At 71.6% G+C, this 22025-nt stretch carries 21 protein-coding genes and 1 tRNA gene; 12 read left to right on the top strand and 10 right to left on the bottom strand.

The genetic code is table 11. The features are described from left to right. The first annotated feature begins 13 nt into the window (after positions 1–13). Together AC3YNX_RS13510 and AC3YNX_RS13505 are read left to right on the top strand one after the other, a co-directional pair. A complete protein-coding gene (locus tag AC3YNX_RS13510; RefSeq protein ID WP_489983250.1) occupies positions 14–1153 on the top strand; it encodes a hypothetical protein in 1140 nt (379 codons plus the stop codon). A 271-nt stretch (positions 1154–1424) separates the two neighbouring features. Then, positions 1425–2876: a YncE family protein gene (locus AC3YNX_RS13505; RefSeq protein WP_489995774.1), complete on the top strand. Its 1452-nt coding sequence runs from the start codon at positions 1425–1427 to the stop codon at positions 2874–2876. A gap of 35 nt (positions 2877–2911) precedes the next feature. Here AC3YNX_RS13505 and AC3YNX_RS13500 read toward each other — a convergent pair whose 3' ends face one another. Both AC3YNX_RS13500 and AC3YNX_RS13495 read right to left on the bottom strand, forming a co-directional pair. After that, positions 2912–3553 (bottom strand): hypothetical protein, encoded by a 642-nt coding sequence (locus AC3YNX_RS13500; RefSeq protein ID WP_489995773.1) that lies wholly within the window; start codon positions 3551–3553, stop codon positions 2912–2914. Between the two features lie 201 nt (positions 3554–3754). Next, positions 3755–4279 carry a TetR/AcrR family transcriptional regulator gene (locus AC3YNX_RS13495; protein WP_489995772.1) on the bottom strand — a complete coding sequence of 175 codons (525 nt, stop codon included), beginning with the start codon at positions 4277–4279 and terminating at the stop codon, positions 3755–3757. A gap of 170 nt (positions 4280–4449) precedes the next feature. On the opposite strand from AC3YNX_RS13495, the gene AC3YNX_RS13490 reads away from it, so the two are divergent. Genes AC3YNX_RS13490 through AC3YNX_RS13480 form a run of 3 tightly spaced genes read left to right on the top strand, consistent with a single transcriptional unit; the run spans position 4450 to position 7793 of the window. Beyond that, positions 4450–5796, top strand: coding sequence for an NtaA/DmoA family FMN-dependent monooxygenase (locus AC3YNX_RS13490; protein WP_489995771.1), 1347 nt, complete (start codon positions 4450–4452; stop codon positions 5794–5796). A 34-nt stretch (positions 5797–5830) separates the two neighbouring features. Continuing rightward, complete coding sequence (locus tag AC3YNX_RS13485) at positions 5831–7321, top strand: DHA2 family efflux MFS transporter permease subunit (protein WP_489995770.1); 1491 nt, start codon at positions 5831–5833, stop codon at positions 7319–7321. A 37-nt stretch (positions 7322–7358) separates the two neighbouring features. Then, positions 7359–7793: an NADPH-dependent F420 reductase gene (locus AC3YNX_RS13480; RefSeq protein ID WP_489995769.1), complete on the top strand. Its 435-nt coding sequence runs from the start codon at positions 7359–7361 to the stop codon at positions 7791–7793. 314 nt (positions 7794–8107) lie between these two features. Here AC3YNX_RS13480 and AC3YNX_RS13475 read toward each other — a convergent pair whose 3' ends face one another. Continuing rightward, on the bottom strand, positions 8108–8749 hold the full coding sequence (locus AC3YNX_RS13475) for an NrtR DNA-binding winged helix domain-containing protein (RefSeq protein ID WP_489995768.1): 642 nt from the start codon (positions 8747–8749) through the stop codon (positions 8108–8110). A gap of 104 nt (positions 8750–8853) precedes the next feature. Here AC3YNX_RS13475 and AC3YNX_RS13470 point away from each other — a divergent pair, with 104 nt between their 5' ends. Further along, complete coding sequence (locus AC3YNX_RS13470; protein WP_489995767.1) at positions 8854–9690, top strand: ARPP-1 family domain-containing protein; 837 nt, start codon at positions 8854–8856, stop codon at positions 9688–9690. After that, complete coding sequence (locus tag AC3YNX_RS13465; RefSeq protein WP_489995766.1) at positions 9687–11093, top strand: ADP-ribosylglycohydrolase family protein; 1407 nt, start codon at positions 9687–9689, stop codon at positions 11091–11093. Before AC3YNX_RS13470 ends, AC3YNX_RS13465 begins: the two co-directional genes overlap by 4 nt. A 695-nt stretch (positions 11094–11788) precedes the next feature. Here the strand turns inward: AC3YNX_RS13465 and AC3YNX_RS13460 are convergent. Both AC3YNX_RS13460 and AC3YNX_RS13455 read right to left on the bottom strand, forming a co-directional pair. Beyond that, the gene (locus tag AC3YNX_RS13460; RefSeq protein ID WP_489995765.1) at positions 11789–12211 is read right to left on the bottom strand and encodes a hypothetical protein; all 423 of its coding nucleotides are present in this window, start codon (positions 12209–12211) and stop codon (positions 11789–11791) included. Positions 12212–12652: 441 nt separating this feature from the next. Beyond that, positions 12653–12738: transfer RNA gene (locus AC3YNX_RS13455), tRNA-Leu, on the bottom strand. Positions 12739–12883: 145 nt separating this feature from the next. Here AC3YNX_RS13455 and AC3YNX_RS13450 point away from each other — a divergent pair. Together AC3YNX_RS13450 and AC3YNX_RS13445 are read left to right on the top strand one after the other, a co-directional pair. Then, positions 12884–14236, top strand: a complete 1353-nt coding sequence (locus AC3YNX_RS13450; protein WP_489995764.1) for a M20/M25/M40 family metallo-hydrolase — start codon at positions 12884–12886, stop codon at positions 14234–14236. A gap of 22 nt (positions 14237–14258) precedes the next feature. Continuing rightward, positions 14259–15062, top strand: a complete 804-nt coding sequence (locus AC3YNX_RS13445; RefSeq protein WP_489995763.1) for an SDR family oxidoreductase — start codon at positions 14259–14261, stop codon at positions 15060–15062. Between the two features lies 1 nt (position 15063). Here AC3YNX_RS13445 and AC3YNX_RS13440 read toward each other — a convergent pair whose 3' ends face one another. The 5 genes from AC3YNX_RS13440 to AC3YNX_RS13420 all read right to left on the bottom strand — a co-directional run bounded on the left by AC3YNX_RS13440 (position 15064) and on the right by AC3YNX_RS13420 (position 19261). Beyond that, on the bottom strand, positions 15064–15864 hold the full coding sequence (locus AC3YNX_RS13440) for an ABC transporter (protein ID WP_489983239.1): 801 nt from the start codon (positions 15862–15864) through the stop codon (positions 15064–15066). 23 nt (positions 15865–15887) lie between these two features. Continuing rightward, entirely contained in the window at positions 15888–16961 is a 1074-nt protein-coding gene (locus AC3YNX_RS13435) for a quinone-dependent dihydroorotate dehydrogenase (RefSeq protein ID WP_489995762.1), read from the bottom strand. 66 nt (positions 16962–17027) lie between these two features. Continuing rightward, positions 17028–17222: a DUF5703 family protein gene (locus AC3YNX_RS13430; RefSeq protein ID WP_127782880.1), complete on the bottom strand. Its 195-nt coding sequence runs from the start codon at positions 17220–17222 to the stop codon at positions 17028–17030. After that, positions 17219–18238, bottom strand: a complete 1020-nt coding sequence (locus AC3YNX_RS13425; protein ID WP_489995761.1) for a YncE family protein — start codon at positions 18236–18238, stop codon at positions 17219–17221. The genes AC3YNX_RS13430 and AC3YNX_RS13425 overlap by 4 nt, the downstream gene beginning before the upstream one ends. 96 nt (positions 18239–18334) lie before the next feature. Continuing rightward, on the bottom strand, positions 18335–19261 hold the full coding sequence (locus AC3YNX_RS13420; protein ID WP_489995760.1) for an aldo/keto reductase: 927 nt from the start codon (positions 19259–19261) through the stop codon (positions 18335–18337). An 84-nt stretch (positions 19262–19345) separates the two neighbouring features. Here AC3YNX_RS13420 and AC3YNX_RS13415 point away from each other — a divergent pair, with 84 nt between their 5' ends. From AC3YNX_RS13415 to AC3YNX_RS13405, 3 genes are all read left to right on the top strand, one after another. Then, complete coding sequence (locus AC3YNX_RS13415; protein WP_489995759.1) at positions 19346–20392, top strand: LLM class F420-dependent oxidoreductase; 1047 nt, start codon at positions 19346–19348, stop codon at positions 20390–20392. An 8-nt stretch (positions 20393–20400) separates the two neighbouring features. Then, positions 20401–21237 (top strand): undecaprenyl-diphosphate phosphatase, encoded by an 837-nt coding sequence (locus AC3YNX_RS13410; RefSeq protein ID WP_489983237.1) that lies wholly within the window; start codon positions 20401–20403, stop codon positions 21235–21237. A 79-nt stretch (positions 21238–21316) separates the two neighbouring features. Continuing rightward, the gene (locus AC3YNX_RS13405) at positions 21317–22018 is read left to right on the top strand and encodes a histidine phosphatase family protein (RefSeq protein WP_489995758.1); all 702 of its coding nucleotides are present in this window, start codon (positions 21317–21319) and stop codon (positions 22016–22018) included. Positions 22019–22025 lie beyond the last annotated feature (7 nt).

The following is a 22025-nucleotide window of genomic DNA, read 5'->3' as shown; positions in this document are numbered from 1 at the left end:
CGGGGGTGGTTGGGTGGTCGGCACGGGCCCGCGGGGGGAGATGTCCATCAGCGCCGGAGAGCTGCACCACCAGGACGACTCGTGCACGAGTGCGGCTCCGCCGTGCCCCTTCTCGCTCGAGGTGTCGCCGATCGCCCGCTTCTTGAACGTCGAGCTGTCGGACGATCCGACCTACGACGGCCTCGAGCTGCAGTGGTTCGACGACGACCTGCACGGCACAGGCATGCTGGCCTTCTTGTCTCGGCGGGCCGACCGGCGCGTGGACTACTACCTCGAGCCGGGCCTTCGGGTGGACCCGGCCGGCTACGAGATCGGCGGAGGGATCGGGCACTGGGGTGAGACGGAGTTCTCCGTCGCGCGACTGGAGGTCGCCGAGGACGGCGTCGTTGCTGAGGTGCGGTTCACCGACGTGGAAGGACGCGAGGTCGAGGTCCGGGTGGACGACCGCGACGGTCGGCGGCGTCGCCGGGCGCAGCTGCTCGCACCGGTCAGCGCGGGAGTCGACCGACCAACGGCGCTGTTGCTCGTGTGGCTGGGCCGGTTTGACCTGGTTCGCGTCACCAGCACTCCGCCGACCATCCGGATCGGTGGGCACCAGGTCTCCACGGGACGACTGCCGGGAGCGCGCCTGCATCGCAGGCACCTCATCAAGTACGCCGCGCCGCTGTGCGCCGTCGGGGTCAATCGCGGCCAGGACGGCCCGCTGCCTCCTGGGAAGGCTGGGCAGCGCGTGGAGCTGACACCCGACCGGTCGGGAATCACGGCCGTCGGTGCCGAGCACGGTGGACACCGCGCCCGCGTCGACCTCGACCCGGCACTGCCCGACGTCCGCGCCCTAGCCGACGGCGCGGCTGCGACGGGGCACTGGCACGTGTCCGTCGACGGCGCCCGCGTGACGGGTGGTGCGTGGTTGGCGCAGCGCCGCGGCGACCAAGTGGCCCTGGGCCTGGACGTGACGCAGCGGTGGCGGCCAGGGCCCCTGCCGTGGCTGATGCGTCTGGTGACCACCCTCGTGCCCGTGTTCCGGCGCTGGCCCACCACCTACCGCTGGCGGGCCGTCGTGCAGCTGGGTGAGACCGCAACCATGGCGTCCCACTGGGAGCGAACGGCTCCCGGCGGGGCCACCGGCTACCGCCGCTGGACCCGTTCTTGACCGGATCGTTGCCAGCCCTCCGGGCCGGCAAGAACCAGGCCCGAGGCTCCTGCAGAGTGGGTCCCGTCGACCAGGCAGCCTTTGCTGACACACGTGACAACAGTGCTCTGGCCTGCTAGTTTCGGCGGTGAACCGCCGGGACAGGACGCGTGGGTCCAGGAGCTGGTCGTGGTTGACGTTCGTCGTGCTGGCGGTGGGGTTGTGGGTAGCCCCCTGCGCAGGCAGAGCCCTGTCGGTGCCGACGTTGGTCGCTGGTCAGTGAGGATGTCCCATGATTGGTTCTCGATCCGCCCGTTCCCGAGTCCTGCTGAGTGCTGGCGCACTCGCCGCGGTGACGGCGCTCACCGCCGCTCCGGTCGCCTCAGCGGCGCCGGCTGCTCCTGCGTACACCGCGCAGCGCACGGTGCTTGACGATGCGGGGCAGCCGCGCGCGGTGGCCGTGCACCGCACCACCGGAACCACCTACGTCGCGGTGTCCAGCGGCGACGGGACCGGGCCCGGGGTGCTCACCGTGGTCGACGGTAACCCCCCAGGGGTGCGCGCGAGCGTGCCGCTGGCCGGCGGTGCCTCAGACGTCGCCGTCGACGAGGCCCGCAACCGCGTCTACGTCACGTCCCCCGGAAACGACGGTGCGCCCAGCTCGATCACGGTGGTCGACGCCTCCACGGGCGTGGTGCTGCAGCAGGTTCCCGTCCCGCCGGGCTCGGACTTCGCCGGCGGCGCACGGGCGGTGGCGGTGGACGGCCGGGACGGAGCTCCCTACGTCCTGGTCGGCGACCAGCTGCGCCGCCTCGACCCGGCGAGCCTGCTGCCCACCGCGACGCTGCGGGAGAGCGAGGCAGGTGACGTCGACATCGACGAGCGCACCGGAGCGGCCGTGCTCACCTTCCCCGGCGTCAGCACCAGTGGCGAGTTCTCCTACGTCGGTTTCGTCGACGTGAGTCGATTCGTCGACCTTCCCGCCGAGGACACCGCGATTCGCGGGTTGCTGGACTCGGTTGCGGTCGACGACACCACGGGCCGGGCCTACGTCGTGCGGCGGGGGACCGTCGTCCCGAACTTTCTCACCGCGTCGTTCGCGGCGGGCGGGATCGAGGTGTTTGACGTGGCGTCCCGGGCCCGGTCGGCGACCATCACCGTCCCCGGAGACCCGATCGGGGTGAGCATCGACGCGACGAGTCGCACCGGGTACGCCGCTGAGCGCAACGGGGTGGTCGGGGTGTTCGACCTCGACACCAACACGGTGGTGGGCAGCCCAGGAGTGCCCAGTCCGGCCGCCCTGGCCAGCGACGCCGCCGGCGTGCAGGTCGCGACAGTGGGACCCGCGCTGGTCAGGCTGACCCAGGCGGGTTCGACGACGCCCACCACCACCACGGTCCAGCCTTCGGTGAACGCCTCGGTGGGCAATCTCGGTTCCTTGATCACCGTCGCGATCGCCAACGGTGGTGGCGGCCGGGTGGCCTTCACCGCAGACGGTGCGCCCATTCTCGGTTGCGGATTTCAGCCGGTGGTCAACGGTCTCTCCTACTGCATCCCCGAGCGCCCCTTTGACCGCGCTGGGGAAGTCGTCATCGAGGCCACCTACAGCGGGGACGACACGCACGCGGCATCTCGCGGCGCCGCACCGATCACCGTCGCCCCGTCGACCGACCCGTTCAGCTACGCGCTCGGCCAGGCCCTCCGATTCCTCCAGCTCTTCCTCGTCGGGTCACGCCTGCCCTGACCTGACGTCGCCTCGGTGCATCACTCGGGTGAGGGCTACCGCGGCAGCTGGTCGAGCCAGTGGCGCAGGCGGTCGGCCATCTGGCGAGTGTCTTGGGCGGCAGGGTCAGTCCGCGCGCTGATCGAGTCCAGGTGTTGCTGCATGTAGGCCCAGCCCTCGTCCGGTCTTCCCAGGCGGGCGAGCAGGACCGCGACCGTGCACGGGCCCGCCGCCGAGGCCGTGAGCGTCCCGGAGGCCTTCACCGCCTGCAGCACGCGCTCGGGATCGGCCGCGAGCCGCTCCAGGTAGGGCTCGGCGTGGTCGCGGGTCGCGGCGGCCAGCTCGGCGGCGACCGGGGCCGCCGTCTCCGGTGTCACCAACCAGCTCCGCCAGGTCGGTGCGGGCATCAGGTAGCCGATGCTGGTGACGGCGCTGGTCGAGCGGTAGCCGCCGTCCTTGTAGGTGCTCTGGAGGAGCTCGCGGACCACCGGCTGCACGTCGTCACGGCGCAGGTGGACGAACAACGTGGCGTGCCCCGTGCCGGCTGCTGCGTACCTCGAGGCGACGCTGGCGGCGAGGACACCGGTGTACTCGGGAGCAATCGAGCGGGTGAACCACCCGGCTGCCCGGGGCCGCCAGCCGATCGCCTGCATCGGTTCCCGCAGGGCCTGTTCCATCAGCTGGCGCCCCGTAGTCACTCCGTGACGCTAGCCGGTGCCGACGACAGCCAGCCGGGTTGCGCCCGGGTTTGCATCTCGACGTCATCATCGAGCTCGACCGGCATCGGTACCGCCCGAGGCCTGGCGCGCACGTACCGGCTGCTGGCTCGGGGCAGGCGAGCTTGACGGCACCCGCCTGCTGCCGAAAACGCGGTGCCGCGCGCCCTACGAGGCGATCCGCTAGGCGGAGCAGGGCCGGGGCAGCTCCCAGCCGCCCCTCATCATGGCATTGAGGGCCGCGCTCGAGGACTCGTCGGCCATGGCCGCTCCGCCCACCCAGCTCGTCGCGAGCACGGCGAGGAACAGGTCCCTGCCGCGTACCTCCGGCCGCGCGCCGCCGTCCTGCTGCGCTGCGGCGAGGAACTCGTCGGTGGTCGTGACGAAGCCGTGGCAGGTGAGGGCCAGCGGGCTCGTGTCCTCGGACAGGGCCACCCGCAGCGGCTCTGGCAGTCCGTCGAACGCGGTGGCCCAGTTCCCGAGCGCCTCCAGCCACTGAGACAGGGCCTCGGTGGAGTCGTGCACCTCCTCGCGGATCGCCTCACGACGCGACACCAGCTCTTCCGCACGTGCTCTGAGCAGTGCGTCGAGCAGCGCTTCCCGGTTCGGGAAGTGTCGGTAGAGGGTCCCGGCGCCCACGCCGGCCCGCTTGGCGATGGCGTCGAGGGATCCGGTGATCCCGTGCTCGGCGAAGTACTGCTCGGCCACGTCGAGGATGTGCGTCCTGTTCCGCTGGGCGTCCGTCCGGGGCCTGCGCTCGCGGGCTGCTGTCGCCTCGGACACGTCGGACCACCCCTCGTTGACAATGCGGAGACTGTCTCCGTATCTTCGGTGAAGTCAAGCGGAGACGCTCTCCACCTTATCGCAGAGGACCGATCATGCCCACCCCGCAGATGCTCCTGGCCATCCAGATGGCCAACGGCTACGGCTCCCAGCCCGGCTCCTGGCGCATGCCCGGAGTCGACCCGTCGAGCTACACCGACATGGACGTCTTCGCGCGGCACGTGCAGGTGGCGGAGCGGGGGAAGATCCAGCTGGTCTTCCTGGCCGACACGCCGGCGCTCGAGAACGACATCGAGCGGGGCGTGCCGAACCACGCCATCGACCCGCTGGTGGTCCTGACCACGATGGCGCGGGCCACCGAGCGCATCGGCCTGGTGGCGACGGCCTCCACGACGCTGAACGAGCCGTACACGATCGCCCGCCAGTTCAAGGCGCTGGACGTGGCCAGCCACGGTCGCGCCGGCTGGAACGCCGTCCCGACCTCGCTCCCAGCTGCGGCCGCGAACTACGGCGTGACGCTCCCGCCCCGCGCCGGGAAGTACGAACGCCTCCACGAGGTCATCCAGATCGTCCAGGCGCTGTGGGGGAGCTGGGGGCCCGACGCCTGGGTCCGTGACGTCGCCGGCCGGCGGTTCGCCGACACCAGCCAGATCCAGCCGGTGAACCTGCAGGGGCGTCACGTCTCCTCCCGCGGCCCGCTGCCCATCCCCCCGTCGGAGCAGGGGCAGCCGGTCATCTTTCAGGCCGGCGGGGGAAGCAACGGGCTCGAGGTGGCCGCGCGCTACGCCAGCGGTGTGTACGCCAACCCGTTCACGATCGAGGAGGGCCAGGCGCACCGCGCGGCGCTGCGGGCGGCCGCCGAGAGCGTCGGCCGCGATCCCGACGAGGTCAAGCTGTTCGCCGGTTTCATGCCCAGCATCGCGCCGTCCCGGCGGGCCGCCCTGGACCGGCGCCGGCAGCTGGACGAGGTCGTCGACCTCGACCAGCGGGTGACCTATCTCGGCGCCATGCTCGGGCTGCGCCTGACGCCCAACCAGATCGACGAGCCGCTCACCCCGCAGCAGCTCGCCGCCGCGCGACCCAGCCCGGGGGACCCGCGCTCGCCGCACGCTCTGGAGGTCGCCCGCGAGGGCTGGACGCTGCGCGACGTCCTCGCCCACGGCGTCATCGACTACCACCCGGTCGTGCCCGGCACGGCCGCCGACGTCGCCGACCACATGCAGGAGTGGTTCGAGGCCGGGGCCTGCGACGGCTTCTCCCTGGCGATCGACGTCTACGCCGACGGAATCGAGGCCTTCGTCGACCAGGTCGTCCCGCTGCTCCAGGAGCGGGGCCTGTTCCACCACGACTACGAGGGCGCCACCCTGCGCGACCACCTCGGCGCTCCCGCCCAGTACGGACTGGATCCGCGACTCGCCGGAGCGGCGCACGCGTCGAGCTGACCCGGCTCCACCAAGAAGGACGGAGACACATCGCGTGGACATCCAGGAATCACCGGCACCTGCCCTCGCAGCGCCCGCACCGCAGACCCACCCCGGCGACCGGCTCCCCCCGGGGAGCGCTCTCGTCATCGGCCTGCTCATGGCCTCGACGTTCACCGTCCTGCTCAACGAGATGATGCTCGGGGTCGCGCTGCCGACCCTGATCACTGACCTCGGCATCACCCCCACCACCGGTCAGTGGCTGACCACCGGCTACCTGCTGACGCTGGCGGTGCTCATCCCGGCCACCGGGTTCGTGATGCGGCGGTGGCACCTGCGCACGATCTTCCTGGGCGCGATGTCGCTGTTCACGGTGGGGACGGCGATAGCTGCCGCCGCTCCGGGATTCGGCGTCCTGTTCGCCGGCCGGATCATCCAGGCGGCTGGTACCGCTGTCTTCCTTCCTCTGCTGATGACCACCGCCATGCGTCTGGTCCCCGTCGCCCGGCGCGGCGCGGTGATGGCGATCGTCACGGCCGTGCCGGCCGTGGCGCCGGCGGTCGGCCCCGCGTTGTCGGGAGTGGTGCTGTCGGCGCTGAGCTGGCGGTGGCTCTTCATCCTCATGCTGCCGGTCGCCGTTCTCGCGCTGGGGCTCGGGGCGCTCAAGCTCCGGAACATCACCACCCCGGAGCCCGTCACTCTCGACGTGCTGTCCCTGGTGCTCTCCGCCGTCGGCTTCGGCGCACTGGTCTACGGGCTGGCGTCGATCGGCGAGTCGGTCTCGGGTCACGCACCCGTCGCCCCTTACGTCCCGATCGCGGTGGGGCTGGCCGGCATCGCGGCCTTCGTCCTGCGCCAAGTCACCCTGCAGCGGTCGAGCAACGCCCTGCTGGACATGCGCGTCTTCCGGTCGCGCTCGTTCACGCTAGCGCTGCTGGTGATGCTCGTGATCGCGATGATCGGCTTCGGCAGCCTGATCGTGCTGCCCTTGATCCTGACCAGCGTCCTCGGCCTGAGCACGCTGTCCCTCGGCCTGTTCCTGGTGCCGGGCGGTGCGGCCATCTCGCTCGTCTCGGCCCTGGGCGGGCGCGTGTACGACCGCGTCGGCCCCCGACCACTGGCGATTCCCGGCGCGCTCGTCTGGACGGCATCGCTGTGGTTCCTCAGCACCGTGGACGAGGACACCGCCGTCGGGACGGCCCTGGTGGCCTACCTGGTCATGTCCGCTTCCCAGGCCCTGATGTGGGCGCCGATGACGACGACGGCGCTGGCGGGGTTGCGCGCCGATCTCTACCCGCACGGCACCGCGGCCTTCACGACGATCCAGCAGCTTGCCGGTGCCGCGGGCGGGGCCGTGCTGATCTCCGCTTACACCATCGGCTCCGACGCCGCGGGCGCCGGCACGCTGACCCTCGCCCAGGCCGAGTCCGCGGGACAGGCCGCCTTCGTCACCGCGGCAGTCATCGGCCTCGGCGCGGTCGTCGGCACCCTCTTCGTGGGCCGGTCATCGGTGCCCGCCGAGGCGACCGCTCCTGACCTGACCTGACCTGACCTACCTGATCACCACATCACAGGAGCACACCATGCAGATCGGCATCCTCGGCGTCGGCAACGTCGGCGCCACCCTGGCGCAACGACTCACCGCTGGCGGGCACGAGGTGAAGGTGGCCAACTCCCGCGGTCCGGAGACCATCCCGGCCGAGGTGACCGCCTCGGGCGGACGGGCCGTCCGCGCGCACGACGCCGTTTCCGACGTCGAGGCACTGATTGTGTCCATCCCGCTCATCCGCATCCCGGACATCCGGCCGCTCGTGGACCAGCTGCCGGCCGGTGCCGTCCTGCTGGACACCTCGAACTACTACCCGTTCCGCGAAGGCCGCATCCCCGCCCTCGATGAGGGACAGGTGGAGAGCGTGTGGGTCGGCGAGCAGCTCGGCCGCCCCGTCGTCAAGGCGTGGAACGCCATCCTGGTGGATCCGTTCTACGAGGCCGCGATCGATCAGCCCACGAGTGCCTGAGTAAACGGATTCGGGAAACACAAGGAGCGCGGTCAGGGCACGACCGCCGGGTCATCACCTGACTCAAGGACGACTCCATCAGGGACCCGGACAGCCTGCGGGCCCCGACGTGTTATCGCTGCCTACCAGGGGAGATGGTCGCCGGCCTGAAGTCCTTTACGAGACTGCCGTCGGCCTCTGGTCGGTGGCCGGACCCCGACACCTGATCCACTTGGTGTGGGAGTCGTTCATCGGTGGGTGCAGCCCGCAGCCGGAAACCGGACAGTACGAAGCAGCTGCCTTCATTCGGCAGAAGAGCCGGTCCTCACCATGGTTCAGGCGCGTCGGAACAGCTCGGCCGGTCGGCCGCGCGTACCGCGGGTCATCTCGCCTGTTCCGATGAGGTGTGGGTCCATCGCCCGCCGAAAGGTGTCCTTCTGCAGCTCGTGGCCGGCGACGGCAGCGTGGACGCGGCGCAGGTTGAGGATGGTGAACTCCTCGGGCAGCAATCCGTCAGGATCGGGCAGCTCGCGATAACGCCGGCGGGCATCCTCAGCCGCTAGCGCGATCATCTCGCCGTGGCCGTAGGGCATCCGCCCAGGTGAGTCGACCGGCACTAGGCGGGTGTCGGGCAGGCGCGCATCCAGTCGCTCAACCGGGACGACCACGACGTGGGCGACCGAGAGCACCCAGCCGCGGTCGTCTCGCTGCGGGTCGTCAAACACCTGCAGCTGGCGCGGACGCACACCCTCGACGCCGGCCTTGACCTGCAGCCCGCGCAGCACCGCGTCGATCAGACGCTCACCCTCGTGCAGAAAGGTCCCGGGTAGTGCCCAGCCGCGTCCCTCGTCGCGTCGCACTTGAAGCACGCTCAGGCCAGCGTCCCCGTCGATCGTGAGGAGCGCGGCGTCGACCGCAACCGACGGGCGCGGGTAGTCGGACAAGCTGCGTCCGCTGCTGTCTCGGTAGCTAGCCACCAGCCGAGTTTAGCGGAAATTCGCTCCAAACTTGCAAAGTTGTCGTACCCTCGGTTTATCTTTTGCGCAGAAGTCAGCGAACTAACTATGGAAAGAGGATCGCGATGATGAAGATCCCTGCACTGCACGTCGGTCAAGCGCTCGCGTTCGGACCGGTCACGCTGTTCCCGGTCTGGGCCGACGCCCCACCGGTGAGCGGACTGCGTACCGGGCCCGCCGCGCAGCTCGAAGTGTCCGAGCTGACGACCGGACCGAACGTGGGACGGCTGTCGGTCTACAACTGCGGCGACAAGGCTGTGCTCCTGCTCGAGGGCGAGCTCCTCGAGGGCGGTTGGCAGACCCGCACCGTCGTTCGCGACGTGATCGTGGCCGCCGGTCAGCGCGCGGCGGTCGAGGTCGCCTGCGTCGAGCAGCACCGGTGGGGCGGCGACACCCTGCACGGACGCCGCAGTCGGCGGGCCACTGCGTCGGTGCAGTCCGCGCTGCGCGGCCAGGACGACGGCCGGCAGCAGCGTGTCTGGGACAGCGTTCAGCGCTACGAGGCCAGCGGTGCGACGGCGAGCGGATCGCTCGCTGACCACCTCGACCGCGTCCTCCCGCTGGAACCACCGCGGCTGATTGCCGGCCAGAACGGCGTCATCGTCGGGGTCGGTGGGCAGCCGACCGCGTTGGAGCTCTTCGGCAGCTGCACCGCGCTGAAGGCGCACCTGGCGGGCATCCTCGATGCCGCCCTGCTCGAGGCAAGCCTTGCGGGTCCGCCCGTGCCGGTGCCCGCACGTCGGGCGCGTCGCTTCGCCCGCGCTGTCGAGGCGATGAGCTGGGACCCGGATCTGCCTTCGGATGCGTCAACCGAGGCGTGGACCGGTCGCACCGACCGGGTGACGCTGCGGGCGCTCACCGTCGGGCCCGGACTGGCGCACCTGTCGGCGGTGACGGCATGACGAGCTCCGCGATCCGCCGCGACCGCGCGGTCGGAATCCTGTTGGCCACTGCCGCCGGTGACGCCCTCGGCGCTCCGTTCGAGTTCGGACCGCCCCAGCCGGCGACCGTCCCCGTCGAGATGACCGGTGGCGGCGGGTGGGATGTCGGTGAGTGGACCGACGACACTGCGATGGCGATCGCCATCGCCGAGGTCGCGGCCGAGGGTCTCGACCTGCGGACCCAGGCGACCCAGGACCGCATCGTGGCGCGCTGGTACGAGTGGTCGCTCGGGGCGAAGGACGTCGGCATCCAGACCCGGGCGGTGCTCTCCGACGTCGGGTCGTCCAGCGGCTCGGCTGCGGCACGCGAGGCGGCTAAGGAGCTGCACCACCGCACTGGACGTTCCGGCGGCAACGGTTCGCTCATGCGCACCGCCCCGGTCGCCCTCGCCTACCTCGACGATGAGGCCGGCCTGATCGAGGCGGCGACGTCCCTGAGCACCCTCACGCACTTCGATCCCGAGGCGGCCGAGGCGTGCATGCTCTGGTGCCTGGCCATCCGGCACGCCGTGCTGACCGGCGAGCTGGACGTCCGCGTCGGGCTTGCATCCCTCACACCGGAGCGCGCCACGGTGTGGAGTGCCCGCATCGAGGTCGCCGAACGCTCGACGCCGGGGAGCTTCACCCACAACGGCTGGGTCGTCGAGGCATTCCAGGCAGCGTGGTGCGCGATCGCCACGACCCCGGTCCCGGAGATGCGAGCCGACCATCTTCGGCTCGCGCTGCAGGCCGCCGTTCGTGGTGGACGGGACGCCGACACCGTTGCTGCCATCGCCGGTGGCCTGCTCGGCGCGGCGTACGGAGCGTCCGCGGTGCCATGGGAGTGGCGCCGCGTGCTGCACGGCTGGCCGGGCCTCGGCGCCCGCGACCTGATCGTGCTCGCCGGACGGATCGAGCGTCGCGGCGCCCCGGACGGGTTTGACTTCGGCTACCGCGCCTACCCGCGCGTCGGCGTCCTCGGCCGGCACCCGTACGACGGCGGTGTGCTGCTCGGCGGAGTCGCAGGGCTCGACCAGCTGCCGCCGGAGGTCGACGCCGTCGTCTCGCTGTGTCGAGTCGATCCGCTGCCCTCCGCAGACGTCGTCGTCGTGGAGTCGCGGCTCATCGACGAGGTCGGCGCGAACGCGCACATCGACTTCTTGCTGCTTGATGCCGTCCGCGCGGTCGAGGCTCTCCGCGCCGAGGGCCGGACGGTCTACCTCCACTGCGTCCAGGCGCACAGTCGGACGCCCGCCGTCGCCGCGCTGTACGGAATGCGCCGAAGGGGAGTCACCGCCGAGCAGGCCCTGGCCGACCTCCAACAGGTCTTGCCGAACGCTCACCCGAATCCGGAGCTCCGCGAAGCACTCAGGCGCCTACGATAAGACGCGGAAGGTGACGACGAGAGAGTGTTCTTCGACAGTCCAGCTGTGGTCAGTTCCGGGGTCCCACATCAGGTAGTCGCCAGGCGTGGACAGACCATGATGCCTCTGAACAGCAACTGAGAAACGCGAGGTGCGGCTTGGATGTTGGCAACGCTCCGCCCTCATCCCTGTCATGGACATCTTCGACCACCGCACCTACCCCGACTACTGCGCGAGACCTCGGCGACTTCATCGTCGTGCTCACCACCCACACCGGTCCACACGAGACGACGTACTCCTCGAGCTGGCCGCTGAGGCCAGCGACTCAGACGACGACAGGTTCGGCCTCGGGTGGCCGGAAGCCTGGTCCGGAACTGCGGCTGCCTGGTGGGTTGGCGCGCGAAGGGGATTGACGCCGGCAACGAACGCGAGGGAACAGTGCCAGCACGGTGACGCCGGGCTCCAGACTGGAGGCGGCGGCGAGGACCCTCGGGGCGACCCGCTGCGCTGTGAGTTCCTGGGCGCCGGTCGATACGCGCGCACAGCAAACGAGCCTCGAGGAGGTCATGACGGCTGTCTCACATGAGGCACCGTCCCTGAACCAAACTATCTATCGGACACGGGCACGTTGCCAATCTCGGGGGCAGTCGGGGTGCGCCGTCGTCCGGTGCCCGATCGGCTGGTGAGACTGCGGTTAGACGGGGGGAAACTGGGGTTCAGACGGGCGGCAGCCGAAGAGCGGCGGTGTAGTCCTTGCCGTCCTTGCGGTGGGAAGCAAACGACCGCAGCCGAGTGAAGTCGCCGCGGCAGATCTCTGCGGCCAGCCGGTGAGCGAGGACGGCGCCGCGGAGCGTGCCCGGCGTGAAGGTTGGACACACGGCGTCGAGGTCCGCTGCCAGTCGGTCGTGATGAGCAGCGGCGACGTCGAGGCCAGCGCCGGAGGAGAAGGTGACGATCGCCGCGAGCCGTAGCTGGTTCTGGAGGATCTGAACTCCTGCGTCCTCGCGGTCTCCGGTGAGCCGGTCCAGGACAAGCTCGCTGAGCGCGAGCGTCCGTGCCCAGGCGAGGCCTGTGCTGTTCTCGTCCCCGGCATACCTGTCGACCATCCCGGTGATCCGCAGCTGTCGTGGGTCGGTCATGTCGGCCTTCAGTTCGTGGTGCGGCCAGGGCCTCTGGAGTTCCCCCCAGCGGCGGCAACAGCCGGAGGCCTGACGTGATGGGCTTGCTCAGCGCAGGCGGCCGCCCTGGTGGCCACCGGTCGGCGACCACCGTCATCCAGCGACTGCGGAGAGTGCATGCCAGCACCTCTGCACACTGCTTGGCCACTGACGCTCATCGTCACCGGCATTGCCGCCCACGATCAGCTGCTTCAGCCGCACATCCGCTTCAACCAGGCTTTGCGCGCGCCAAAGCGACGTGCCAAGGACAGATGATGAGCTGGAGCTCGTTGTCGTCGGCGACCCTGCGCGGGCCGCAGCTCGCCGGAGGTGCAGTCCATCGCCGGACGCTCACCTCTGAGGAAGACGACCTAGACGCAAGAAAGCCCCGGCCGTGGAGACCGGGGCTGTTCGTGTTCTGGGTGTCCGAGGGGGGACTTGAACCCCCACGCCCGTTAATAGGGCACTAGCACCTCAAGCTAGCGCGTCTGCCATTCCGCCACTCGGACATGCGCACAGCAGCATGCTTGCCTGCGCTGGGCTAGGTTAGCCGACGCGGTGTGCGCTTCCCAAACCGGGTGGTCAGCGGGTGACGACCTTGCGCCGTCCCGGTCCGAAGGCCCTGTGGCACCACCCGAGTGGTAGGAAGACCCGGTGGCCCCCAGTGATGACACGAGCACCGAGTCCAGGGCTGAGGCTGAGGTCGTCGAGCTCACCAGCCAGCTGATCCGCATCGACACCACCAACACCGGCGACCCCGCCACCGTGGTGGGCGAGGAGGAGGCCGCCCGCTGGGTGATCGCCCAGCTGGAGGAGGTCGGCTACGAGACCACCTACGTGGAGTCGGGCATGCCCGGCCGCGCCAACGTCTTTTGCCGGCTGCCCGGCGCCGACCCCGCCCGCGGCGCCCTGCTCATGCACGGCCACCTCGACGTCGTGCCCGCCGAGCCCGGCGAGTGGTCGGTGCACCCCTTCTCCGGCGCGGTCAAGGACGGCTACGTCTGGGGCCGGGGCGCGGTGGACATGAAGGACATGGTGGCCATGACGCTGGCCGTCGCCCGCCAGTTCAAGGCCGAGGGCGTCGTACCCCCGCGCGACGTCGTCTTCGCCTTCCTGGCCGACGAGGAGGCCGGCGGCAAGTGGGGCTCGCACTGGCTGGTGGAGCACCGCCCCGACCTGTTCGCCGGCGTCACCGAGGCCGTGGGCGAGGTGGGCGGCTTCTCCCTCACCGTGGCCCGCCCCGACGGTGCCGAGCGCCGCCTGTACCTACTGGAGACCGCGGAGAAGGGCATCGCCTGGATGCGGCTGCGCGCCACCGCCACCCCCGGCCACGGCTCCTTCCTGCACTCCGACAACGCCGTCACCCGGCTGGCCGAGGCCGTCGCCAGGTTGGGCAACCACACCTTCCCGCTGGTGATGACCGACAGCGTCCGCGAGTTCCTCACCGCCGCAGGGGAGGAGACCGGCCTGGACTTCGACGCCGACTCACCGGACCTGGACGGCACCCTGGCCAAGCTGGGCTCCATCGCCCGCATCGTCGGGGCCACCCTGCGCGACACCGCCAACCCCACGATGCTGCAGGCCGGCTACAAGGCCAACGTCATCCCGGCCACCGCCGAGGCCGTGGTGGACTGCCGCGTCCTGCCCGGCCGCCGCGCCGCCTTCGAGGCCGAGGTGGACGCCCTGCTGGGCCCGGACATCGAGCGCGAGTGGGTGACCGCCCTGGAGCCCTACGAGACCACCTTCGACGGCGAGCTGGTGGACGCCATGAACGCCGCTCTGCTCGCCCAGGACCCGCACGCCCGACTGGTGCCCTACATGCTCTCCGGCGGCACCGACGCCAAGGCCTTCGACAAGCTGGGCATCCGCTGCTTCGGCTTCGCCCCGCTGCAGCTGCCCCCCGAGCTGGACTTCGCTGCGCTGTTCCACGGCATCGACGAGCGGGTTCCGGTGTCTGCCCTGAAGTTCGGCACCCGCGTGCTCGACCAGTTCCTCCGCACCTGCTGAGCCAGCCCCTTTGAGGAGTCCGATGAATGTCGCCGGCAAGACCGTCCTGATCACCGGCGGGGCCTCCGGCTTCGGCGCCACCGCCGCCCGCCGGCTGGTGGCCCAGGGCGCGCAGGTGGCCCTGGTCGACCGCAGTGCCGACGCCGTCACCGCCCTGGCCGACGAGCTCGGTGGCCTGGCCGTCGTCGGCGACGTCAGCGACCCGGACACCGCCACCCGGATGGTGGCCGAGACCGAGGAGCGCTTCGGCCGCCTCGACGTCGCGTTCCTCAACGCCGGCGTGATCGGCGGCCAGTCCGCCTCCGACGACACCTTCGACCTGGCCCGCTACCGGGCGGTGGTCGGGGTGAACCTGGACGCCGTGGTCTTCGGCACCTGTGCCGTGGTGCCCGCGCTGCGCCGCGCCGGCGGGGGACAGGTGGTGGCCACCGCCTCGCTGGCCGGCCTGGTGGCCATCCCGGGCGACCCGGTGTACACGCTCACCAAGCACGCGGTGGTGGGCTACGTCCGCTCGGTGGGTGCGCAGCTGGCGGGGGAGGGCATCGCCGTCAACGCGATCTGCCCGGGCTTCGCCGACACCCCGCTCATCGCCGGGCAGCGCTCCGCCTTCACCGACGCCGGCTTCCCGCTGCTCACCGCCGACGACGTGGTGGACACCGTCGAGGCGGTCCTGGCCAGCGGGGAGAGCGCGCAGTGCTGGTACATCCAGCCCGGGCGTACCAGCGAGCCGTTCCGCTTCCGCAACGTGCCCGGCCCGCGCGCCGGCGCCACCACCACCACCGCCGCCCCGCCGGACGACGTCATGCGGTCGGCCCACGGAGGCTGAGCTACTGGTTGATGATCTGCGGGTTGGGCCCAGCGCCCTTGCGCCGCAGCAGGCTGTTGGGCACCCGGTTGGCCAGCTCGCCCAGCGGCTCCACGGCCCGGTTGAGCACCAGCACCGACTGCTGCAGGTCCTTGAGCACGTCGCCCAGGTGCAGCAGCTGGTCCAGGGTGCCGCCGTCGGCGGTGAGCTTCTCCACGAAGCCGTCCTCGGCCAGCAGCCGGTCGGCCAGCCCCTGCTCGCGCAGCAGCAGCTCCAGCAGCCCGTTCTCGTGGGTGATGCGGTCGAGCGCGCCGTTCTCGGCCAGCAGCCGGTCCAGCGGACCGCCGGGGGACAGCAGCAGCTCCAGCGCACCGCCGGTCTGGGTGATGCGGTCAAGCGCGCCGCCCTCCACCAGCAGCCGGTCCAGCGGTCCGCCGGGGGCCAGCACCCGCTCCAGCGCGCCCCCCTCGGCCAGCAGCCGGTCCATCGGCCCGCCGCGGCTGGCGAAGCGCTCCAGCACGCCCTCCTCGACGATCCGCTCCAGCGGCCCGCCCGGGGCGATGGCCTTGCCCAGCGGACGGTCCTCCTCCAGCGCCTCCGCCAGCTTGGTCAGCGCGCTCAGCGGACCCTGGGGGTCCTGCAGCACCCGCGCCAGCTGCTCGGCCACCCCGCCTGCGCCGAACACCGCGGTCACCTGGTCGGCGTAGCCACCCTTGCGGCGCAGCGGTCCCTCGGCGGCGGCCAGCTGGCCGAGGCCGAGCGTCACCTGGGTGGCGGCGACGGTGACACGAACAGGCAGCGTGACGAGGCCGAGGAGGTTCATGAGGGCACCCTAGACCGGAAAGCTCACACTCGAGCGGCGCTGCCCACAGCCTGCTCGATGCTGGTGAAGCCCTCGCGGCGCACGATCCGCGCCAGGCCCTTGTGGATGTGGCGGGCGTAGAACGGCCCGCCGTAGACGAAGCCGCTGTAGCCCTGCACCAGGCTGGCGCCGGCGGCGATGCGCTCCCAGGCGTCGTCGGCGGTCTCGATGCCACCGACGGAGATGAGCACCAGCTCCTCGCCCACCCGGGCGTGCAGCCGCCGGAGCACCTCCACCGACCGCGCGGCCACCGGGGCGCCGGAGATCCCGCCCGCGCCGATGGCTTCCACGGTGGTGGCCGGCGTGCGCAGCCCGGCGCGGGAGACGGTGGTGTTGGTGGCCACGATGCCGGCCACGCCCAGCTCCACGGCCAGGTCGGCGATCGCGTCCACGTCGGCGTCGGAGAGGTCCGGCGCGATCTTCACCAGCACGGGGATGGACACGGTGTCCTGCACGGCGCGCAGCAGCGGCCGAAGCGACTCCACCGCCTGCAGGTCGCGCAGCCCCGGGGTGTTGGGGGAGCTGACGTTGACCACCAGGTAGTCGGCCAGCGGCGCGAGCAGCCGGGCGCTCTGCACGTAGTCGTCGGCGGCCTCGGCAGCGGGCACCACCTTGGTCTTGCCGATGTTCACCCCGACGGGCAGGTGGGTGCGGCGGCGGCGCAGCGCGTCAGCCGCAGCGCCCGCGCCGTGGTTGTTGAAGCCCATCCGGTTGACCACTGCACGGTCGTCGACCAGCCGGAACATGCGCGGCTTGGGGTTGCCCGGCTGCGCGTGGGCGGTGACGGTGCCCACCTCCACGCTCCCGAATCCCAGTGCCCCCCAGGCGTCCACCCCGGTGGCGTCCTTGTCGAAGCCGGCGGCCAGGCCGAGCGGCGCAGGGAAGTCGATGCCCAGGACGGTGCTGCGCAGCGCGGGGTCGCGCACCGTGAACACCCGGGCCAGCAGCCACCGCAGCGGCGGAAGGGCAGTGACCAGGCGGAGCAGGCCGAAGGCCAGGGTGTGGGCCTTCTCGGGGTCCAGCCGACGCAGCAGCAGGCTGAACAGCAGGCGGTACACGGTTCTCCTCGGGTGGTCAGTGCGGCGCCGAGCGCGGTGGTGGGAACGAGTGGCGCAAGGCAGAGGCTAGGTGCTGGGTGCCGGCAGCTGCTGGCCGGTCTTGCGTCGACGCAGGATCACCCGGCGGCTGCCGTCGGAGTACAGCCGCACGCGGGAGAGCTCCCAGCCGCCGAACTCCGCCTGGATGGACAGCTGCATGGTGGCCGTGACCCGGGATACGCCCGGGGGCAGGCGCAGCGGGTGGTACTCGTACTCGATCACCGGGTGCCTCCTCCGGGGACGACTCGCTGCAGACCACCACCTGAGGCGGAGGCGACGAGCACCGCGCCGCTCGCGGAGTCCACCGCAACAGTCTCAGGCTGGGCCACGGTGTCAAGCCGGTACCGCTCCACGGGCTCGCCGCCGCCCATCGCGTAGCCCACCACCTGGTTGCGGCCGGTGACCGTGACCCAGGCGAGGTCGGTGGTGGGGTCGTAGGCCACGGCGTAGGGCTGGTTGGCCACCGGGAAGCGCTGCCGCATCAGCAGCGGGTCGGCGGTGAACACCATCAGCTGCCCCAGCTCCACGTCCACCACCAGCATTCGCCCGTAGCGGTCGGTGGTGCCGTTCACCGCGCCCTGCCCGGCGCGCAGGCTGGTGCCGAGGTCGCCGTCGTCGAGGTTCACCTGGGTCACCGAGGTCTGCTTGCGGTCCAGCGCCACCAGCGTGCCGTCCGCGTAGCTCAGCGCCGCGACGTCGGCCAGCCCGGCGATGGTCTTGGTGACGGTGTCGTCGGCGCCGAGCACCAGCACCTCGCCCTCGGCGGTGCCCACCACGGTGGTCTGGTCGTCGATCTGCAGCGCGGCCTGCGGGGTGCCGGGCAGGGTCACCGTCGTCACGTCACCGCTGCGCTGGTCCACCCGCAGCAGGGCTCCGGGGACGGAGACCAGGAAGGGCCCGCCGGGCTTGCTCAACGAGATCTGGGCGGCGCGGGCCGGCAGCGCGACGGTGCGGGCGACGCCGGCGGGGTTCTCCGAGCTGCGCAGCAGCAGCCGGTCGGGGCCCTCCACCTGCACGGCCAGCACGTGGGTGCTGGGGTCGACGGCCATCCCCCGCGCGGGGGCGCCCAGCACGGTGACGGTGCCGGCGGGAGACGCGGTGGGTGCCGTGGTGGCGGGCACGGCCGGTTCGCGCACGTTCTCCGGGGTGCTGCTGTCGCTGGAGCAGCCGGTGGCGAGCAGGGCCACCGCCGTGAGCAGGGCAGCGGCGCCCGCCGCAGCCCGTCGTGAGCCGACCATTACAGAACTCCCATGCTTGACGACGCGGTGTGTCCGCCCTGTCAGTGTGCCCTCGGCGTGGGTGCCCAGTGCCCTCGGCCTGGGTGCCCCGTCTCCTCAGCCGGAGCTGACGTCGTCCAGGGCCGCGCGGATGGCGGTGGGCAGGATCACGTCGCGCTCGGCGAGCACGCCGGTGAGCTGAGCGGCGGTGCGGGCGCCCACGATGGCGCTGGCCACGCCCGGCTGCTCGCGCACCCAGGCAAGCGCCACCGCCAGCGGTGAGACGCCCAGCCCCTCGGCCGCCGTGACCACCGCCTCCACCACCAGGGCGGCGTCCTCCCCGCGGTGCGCAGCCAGCCCGGCGGCCAGGTGCGCGCTCGCGCCCCGCGAGTCGGCGGGCACCCCGGTGCGGTACTTGCCGGTGAGCACCCCGCGGGCCAGCGGCACCGCGGCCAGCAGTCCCAGCCCGTGGTGGCGGGCCGCGGGCAGCAGCTCGCGCTCCGGCGTGCGGTCCAGCAGCGAGTACTCCGTCTGCACCGCCACCACCCCGCTGCGCTGGCCCTGCGACACGGCGGTGGCCAGCTGCCAGCCCGCGTGGTCGCGCAGCCCGGCGTACCGGGTGCGACCGGTGCTCACCGCGTGCTCGAGGGTGTCCACCACCTCCGACACCGGCGTGTGCGGGTCCCAGCTGCTCACCTGCCACAGGTCCAGGTGGTCGGTGCCCAGCTCGCTCAGCGTCTCGTCCAGCTGGCTCAGCAGCGCCCGTCGAGAGCAGTCCACCAGGCCCCCGGGGTGCAGCCCGGAGGCGGCGCTGAGCACCACCGCCGAGCGGGGCACCAGGTCGCCGATCAGCTCACCGACCACCCGCTGGGCCGCGCCACCGGCGTAGGCGGGGGAGACGTCCACCAGCGTGCCGCCGGCGTCCACGAAGGCCACCAGCTGTGCGGCGGCCTCGTCGGAGCTGGTGTCCCGGCCCCACGTCAGGGTGCCCAGGCCGGTCTGGGACACCCGCAGTCCACTGGCTCCTACTGATGTCTGCTCCACAGCACAGGAACCCTAGGCCGCACCGGCACCGTTGCCGGCCAGGCTCGCCGCCCCCTGCACTACCTACCGGTAACCTGCCGCACCATGCGACTGGGACTGAACATGGGCTACTGGGGCGCGGGCAACGACGCGTCCAACCTCAAGCTGGCGATCGAGGCGGAGCGGCTGGGCTTCTCCGTGGTGTGGGCGGCCGAGGCCTACGGGTCCGACGCCCCCACGGTGCTGTCCTGGGTGGCGGCGCAGACCTCCACCATCGACATCGGCAGCGCCGTCATGCAGATCCCCGCGCGCACCCCGGCCATGACGGCGATGACCGCGGCGACCCTGGACACCCTCTCCGGTGGCCGCTTCCGCCTGGGCCTGGGCGTCTCCGGCCCGCAGGTCTCCGAGGGCTGGCACGGCGTGCGCTTCGGCAAGCCGCTGGGCCGCACCCGCGAGTACGTGGAGGTGGTGCGCCAGGCGCTCTCTGGCGAGCGCGTGCGCCACGACGGCGAGCACTACCAGCTTCCGCTGCCCGACGGCCCGGGCAAGGCCCTGCAGCTCACCGTGCACGGCGCCCGCCAGGACCTGCCCGTGTACCTGGCCTCCGTCGGGCCCCGCAACTTGGAGCTGACCGGCGAGATCGCCGACGGCTGGCTGGGCATCTTCTGCTCGCCCAAGCACCTGCCCAAGCACCTCGCGCACATCCAGGCCGGCCGCACCAAGGCGGGCAAGACCGGGCTGGAGGGCTTCGACGTCGCCCCGTCCATGCCCATCGTCCCGGGCGCTGACTGGCGCAGGTGCGCCGACTTCACCCGCCCGTACACCGCGCTGTACGTCGGGGGCATGGGCAGCCGGGAGAAGAACTTCTACAACGCCCTGGCCGTGTCCATGGGCTACGCCGACGCCGCCAAGCAGGTGCAGGACGCCTACCTGGACCGGCGCTACGACGAGGCCATGGCGGCGCTGCCGCTGGAGCTGCTCGACGAGATCGCGCTGCTGGGCACCAAGGAGCGCATCGCGGAGCGGTTGACGGCGCTGGCCGAGGCCGGGGTCACCACCGTGAACCTCGCGTGCCCGCCCGGCGAGGACGGCTTCGCCGCGCTGCGCACCGCCGCCGAGGCGCTGGAGCTAGCAGGCCTCGGCGAATGATCCTGGACATGACCTGGCTCCAGGCGATGGTCCTGGGGCTGGTGCAGGGGCTCACCGAGTTCCTGCCCATCTCCTCCTCGGCGCACCTGCGCATCGTCTCCGGGGTCTTCTTCGGCCACGACACCGGCGCGTCCTTCACGGCGGTGACGCAGCTGGGCACCGAGGCAGCGGTGCTGCTGTACTTCGCCCGCGACATCGGCCGGCTCGTCGTCGCCTGGTTCCGCGGTTTCCGGGAGCCGGCCGTCCGCAAGACGCTGGACTACCGGATGGCCTGGTACGTCATCGTCGGCACCATCCCGGTGGGCATCCTGGGCCTGCTGTTCAAGGACCAGGTCCGCTCCGGGGCGCGCAACCTCTACCTCATCGCCACCATGCTCATCGTGTTCGGCCTGGTGATGGCGGCGGCGGAGTACTTCGGCTCCAAGCGGCGCACCGTCAAGGAGCTCACGCTGCGCGACGGCATCGTGATGGGCTCGGCGCAGGCGCTGGCGCTCATCCCCGGCGTGTCGCGCTCCGGCGGCACCATCAGCGCGGGGCTGTTCCTGGGTCTCACCCGCGAGGCGGCAGCCCGGTACTCGTTCCTGCTCGCCATCCCCGCGGTGGTCGCGTCCGGGCTGTTCAGCCTGCCCGACGCCTTCGAGCCGGCCGAGGAGGGACTGCTGCAGGCCAGCGGGCCACAGCTGCTGGTGGCCACCCTGGTCGCCTTCGCCGTCGGCTACGCCTCCATCGCCTGGCTGCTGCGCTACGTGGCCAACCACACCATCTACCTGTTCGTGGGCTACCGCATCGCCCTGGGCGTGCTGGTGCTGGTGCTGCTGACCACCACCGGGCTGCAGGCCACCTGAGCACGGAAAGCTGTCCGCTCAGGGTGAACTGGTGCACTGCCTGCTCACCGGCGGGGCGGCCGGGTCCTAGGGTGGTCGCATGACGGTCATCCTGCTGCGCCACGGCCGCTCCACCGCGAACACCGCCGGGGTGCTCGCCGGGCGCAGCGAGGGCGTGGCGCTGGACGAGAAGGGCACCGGGCAGGCCGAGGCCCTGGTGCAGCGGCTCGCCGAGCTGCCCATCACCGCCATCGTCACCTCCCCGCTGCTGCGCTGCCAGCAGACGGTGGCCCCGCTCGCCGCCGCCCGCGGCCTGCACCCATGCTCCGAGGAGCGCCTGGCCGAGGTGGACTACGGCGAGTGGACCGGCCAGGAGCTGAAGAACCTGGTGTCCGAGCCGCTGTGGAAGGTGGTGCAGCAGCACCCCTCGGCGGCGGTGTTCCCCAACGGGGAGGGCCTGGCGCAGGTGCAGGCTCGAGCGGTGGCCGCGGTCCGTGAGCACGACGCCGCACTCGCCGCCGAGCACGGCGCTGACGTGCTGTGGGTGGCGTGCACCCACGGTGACGTCATCAAGTCGGTGCTGGCGGACGCGCTGGGCACGCACCTGGACTCCTTCCAGCGCATCGTCGCCGACCCGTGCTCGGCGAGCGTCGTCCGCTACACCGACACGCGGCCGTTCGTGCTGCGCAGCAACGACACCGGGGGAGACTTGTCCAGCATCACCCCGCCCAAGAAGGCCGCCGATGGCGAGGCCGCGCCGGCTCCTGCCGACGCGGTGGTCGGCGGAGGGACGGGCGGGTGAGCGCCGT

Source organism: Rhodococcus sp. Z13_19A, assembly GCF_058133575.1.
The sequence above is the reverse complement of the archived record's forward strand: the minus strand, read 5'-3'. Positions and strand labels throughout refer to the sequence as shown.